The 3,997-nt window shown below is 74.2% G+C and carries 4 protein-coding genes; 1 reads left to right on the top strand and 3 read right to left on the bottom strand.

What is annotated here, in order from left to right; genetic code table 11:
• The 3 genes from ACWDSL_RS52320 to ACWDSL_RS52310 all read right to left on the bottom strand — a co-directional run.
• Window positions 1-2,052, bottom strand: a 2,052-nt coding sequence (locus ACWDSL_RS52320; protein ID WP_450496706.1) for a HelD family protein, incomplete at its 3' end; no start/stop codon positions are given.
• A gap of 92 nt (window positions 2,053-2,144) precedes the next feature.
• Window positions 2,145-2,873 carry a leucine-rich repeat domain-containing protein gene (locus ACWDSL_RS52315; protein WP_450496705.1) on the bottom strand — a complete coding sequence of 243 codons (729 nt, stop codon included), beginning with the start codon at window positions 2,871-2,873 and terminating at the stop codon, window positions 2,145-2,147.
• A gap of 33 nt (window positions 2,874-2,906) precedes the next feature.
• Window positions 2,907-3,671 carry a maleylpyruvate isomerase family mycothiol-dependent enzyme gene (locus ACWDSL_RS52310; protein WP_450496703.1) on the bottom strand — a complete coding sequence of 255 codons (765 nt, stop codon included), beginning with the start codon at window positions 3,669-3,671 and terminating at the stop codon, window positions 2,907-2,909.
• A gap of 50 nt (window positions 3,672-3,721) precedes the next feature.
• Between ACWDSL_RS52310 and ACWDSL_RS52305 the strand changes: the two genes are divergently transcribed.
• The coding region (locus ACWDSL_RS52305; protein WP_450496702.1) for an ABATE domain-containing protein at window positions 3,722-3,997 on the top strand (276 nt) is incomplete at its 3' end.

Genomic DNA, 3,997 nt, shown 5'->3' with positions numbered 1-3,997 from the left:
GGCGGCCACCACCGCGAGCCGGCCGCCGCCCTGTTCGGCCAGGTCCGCCAGATCGGCCTCGACGGCCCGTGCCACCTCGCGCGCCAGCCGGCCCCTTGGGGCCCGTACGGCCACCGGCGGCCGTCCTTCCCGGCGTACCGACTCGGGGGCCGACAGCTCGGGCGCCACCTCGGCCAGTACCTCCGCGGCCAGGTCCATCACCTCGGCCGGGGTGCGGTAGTTGACCGTCAGCCGCTCCTCGCGCCACCCGCCCCGGGTGTACGGGTCGAGCATCTGCCCCCAGGAGGCCGCCCCGGCCGGGCTGCCGGTCTGGGCCACATCGCCGACCACCGTCATCGACCGCGTGGGCACCCGCCGCATCACCATCCGCCAGGCCATCGCGGACAACTCCTGCGCCTCGTCCACGATCACATGGCCGTAGGCCCAGGAGCGGTCGGCGGCGGCGCGCTGGGCGGTGCTGCGCACCGGCCCGGTGTCCAGGTGGCGGGCGGCGAGGGCGGCCGCGTCCACCGGGGCGGGCCCGTCGTCCTCGCCCTCGTCCAGGCCGACGATCTGCAGCACCCCCCGCGCGTACCGCTCCTCCTCCCGCCGCTCCTCCGCCGCCGCCCGGGCCCTGGCCCGCTCGGCCGAGTCGTCGGTGCCCAGCAGCTCCGCGGCCTCGTCCAGCAGTGGGACATCGCCCACCGTCCACGGCGCGTCCGGCGCGCGCAGCAGCGCGGCCCGCTCGTCGTCGGTCAGCGGCGGCGCGGCCGAGCGCAGCCGGTCGGGGTCCGAAAGCAGCTCCGCGACCAGCCGCCGCGGGGTGAGCGGCGGCCACAGCGCGTCGAGCGCCGCGCGGACCGGCGGCTGCGCCCACAGCTCCGCCGGGCCGTGGCGCAACTCCTCCTCGTCCAGCGGCCGTCCGTGCTGCCGCGCCCGCTCCCGTACGAGGGCGTCGAGCAGATCGAGTACGAAGCGCTTACGGGCCACGTTGTGCGGCGCGTGCAGCGCCTGTGCGCGCTCGCGGGCGCGGGCGCACGCCCGCCGGGACAGCCGCAGCGGCAGCGCCTCGTCTTCCAACGGGATGTCGACGTGGCCCGCGGGCGGCAGCTGCCGGTCCCGTACGGCGGCGGCGATCACCTCCACCATCCGCGGATCGCCCTTGACGACCGCGGCCCGCGCCCCGTCCTCGGCGGTCGCCGACACCCCGGGGAACAGCCCGCCCAGCGGGGTGAGCACCACGTCGGTCTCGCCAAGGGAGGGCAGCACCTGGCCGATGAAGTGCAGAAAGGCCGCGCCGGGGCCGATGACCAGCACGCCGCGGCGGGCCAGGGTGTCGCGGTAGGTGTAGAGCAGATACGCGGCCCGGTGCAGCGCGGCCACAGTCTTTCCGGTGCCCGGTCCGCCCTGGACGACGAGTACCCCCTGGAGTCCGGACCGGATCACCCGGTCCTGCTCGGTCTGGATGGTGGCCACCACGTCCGTCATCCGGCCGGTACGGCCCCGGCGCAGCGCGGCCAGCAGTGCGGCCTCGCCGACCAGGCCGCGCCGCTCGGACTCGGCCATGCCGTCGAGGTCGAACACCTCGTCGTCGATGCCGGTCACCCTCCGGCCCCGGGTGTGCAGATGGCGGCGGCGCACCAGGGTGCCGGGGGCGGTGGGGGAGGCGGCGTAGAAGGGGCGGGCGGCCGGCGCCCGCCAGTCGATCAGCAGCGGTTCGTGCGCGTCGTCGCGCAGTCCGATCCGGCCGATGTAGTGGCCGGCGCCGCCCGCGTGGTCCGCGTGGTCGATCCGGCCGAAGCACAGGCCGCCCTCGACCCCGTTGAACCGGGCGACGCTCCCGGCGTGTTCATCGGCGCGCACCTCGCGCTCGACGAGCGCCTGGCGCGTCCCGCCGTGCGCGCCGTCGCGCAGCACCGTGCTCAGGGCTTGCTCTTCCCGCTCGCGCAGTGTGTCGAGCCGTTCGTACAGGGTGGTCACATGGTTCTGTTCGGTGCGCAGGGCCTCGGCGAGGGCGGAGGAGGGCTCAGAGGAGGCTACGCGGGCTGTGGGGGCGGCTTGACGGGCTTTCATAGTGCTGATACACTCCCGTTTTAGCAGCTTCTGTGTTTTGAAGTTCGCTGGTCAAATCAAGAAGCCTATCAGCTTCCGCGCCCGGACACCCCTCAGGTGAGCACGGCGCAGCCCCTTTCCCTGAGCGCCCGCAGCGGCCGCAGCTCGTCTCCTCGCTCCTCGAATCCGTTCCAGCGCAGATCGAGCTTTTCCAGGGACGGCGGCTCCGCGATCCAGCCCGGAATCTCGCGCAGCCGGTTGCTCCGCAGGTCGAGATGGCGCAGCAGCGGCAGTCCGCGCAGCGGCTCGGGCACCGACTCCAGGGCGTTGTCCCGCAGTTCGAGGTGGCGCAGCTGGGTGAGCGCGGAGAAGGCGGCGGGCAGGGACGCGATGCGATTGCCGCGCAGCCACAGCTCCCGCAGCCGGCCGAGCCGCCCGATCGGCTCGGGCAGCCCGGCCAGCTCGTTATGTTGCGCGCGCAGCTCGACCAGCCCCGCCATGTCGCCGATCTCCGGAGGCAGTTCACCGATCCGGTTCTCGCCGACGTTGAGATACGCCAGCTCGTCCAGTTGGCCGAGCTCGGGCGGCAGCCGGGTCATACGGTTGTCGTGCAGATACAGATACCGGGTCAGGCCCCGCAGTTCGCCGAGCTCGCCGGGTGCTTCGGCGAGTTGGTTGTGGCCCAGGTCGAGCGTGTGCAGCCGCTGGAGGCGGCCGATGGCAGGGGAGAGGCGGGTGAGCCCGTTGTCCGCGAGGATCAGCACCCGCAGCCCCGTGCGCTCCCATACGTCCTCGGGTACCTCGCCGAGGCCCGCCTTCCAGAGGTTGAGTACATTCGTCACGAGGGCGGACTCTATGGGCCGCGCCGGTATGGCCTAAGGCCAGGGGCGGAATTCGGGGAGCGGGGCCGGGCCGCTGTCCAGCGGGCCGGCGGGGGTGCGTCCGGCCAGCCACGCCGTGAGATCGGTCAGTCGCCCCCGTACGGCCAGCGGAACGCCTGCGCCGTACGTACGCCGCTCCGGTCCGTCGGTGGCCTCCAGGGTCAGCCGGATGTCCAGCGGTGCGCGCGGGGCGAGGAAGTCCAGCGTGTGCGCGCAGAAGTCGCGCGACCAGTCGTCGGGGCCGGAGCCGAGCAGAGCGTCCGCCGTGTGGATCTCCAACTCCCGCCACCAGCACAGCAGAACGCCCCGTACGTCCGAGTCGCGGTAGCGCACGGGCCGCTCCCAGTCCCGCGGGCCCACCGCGGTGAAGGCGCCCTCCGCCTCCGCCAGGGACTCGGCCACGGTGTGCCGCAGCTCGTCCGCCGAGCGCTTGGCGCCCGCCTCGATCGCGGCGTCCCGGGCCGGGCGGCCCCCGTCGTACACCTCGATCAGCTCACCCTGCATCGCGAACCTGGCCTGCCGGGCCAGCGCCGATGCGACGCCCCCGAGATGCGCCAGCACATGCGCGCGGCTCCAGCCGGGCAGCGCGCTCGGCTCGCGGACGGCGGCCTCGGTCAGGCCGTCCAGCAGGGTGCGCAGCCGCTGATGCCCGTCCAGTACGGCGGCGACCACCCGCGCCGCGCCGTCAGCACCCGTATCGGCGCCCGTATCGGCGCCTGTGTCTGTGTCCGCGCTCGTCCGGTCGTTCTTCTCGTTCATACGTCCCCCGGGGGGCTAATGGCTGAACCGGGAGGCTACCATTAAGCGCCATGACCGCCGATCGACTCGCCCTCGCACTCGCCGTCACCATCCGCCACGACGGGAACGGCGGGGTGGCCGACGATCTGGCCGCACCCGAAGGGCTGACCGCCTGGGTGCGCGAGCTGGCCGAGCCGCTGCGGGACGCGCTGGACGCCGAGGACTTCACCGCGGACGCGGCCGCGCTCGACGCCGTACGCGAGCTGCGCGCCGCCGTCCGCGCGCTGTTCGCCCGCGCGGTGCGGCCCGGCCCGCCGAGCTCCGCCGACGCCCACCGGCTGCTGCCC

The organism is Streptomyces sp. NPDC000941 (genome assembly GCF_053599555.1).
This window is presented reverse-complemented; position numbering and strand designations above follow the sequence as displayed.

What these genes read in the sequence shown, in the direction of transcription:
- ACWDSL_RS52310 (WP_450496703.1), bottom strand. Translation starts at nt 3,671, where the DNA reads ATGAACGAGAAGAACGACCGGACGAGCGCGGACACAGACACAGGCGCC.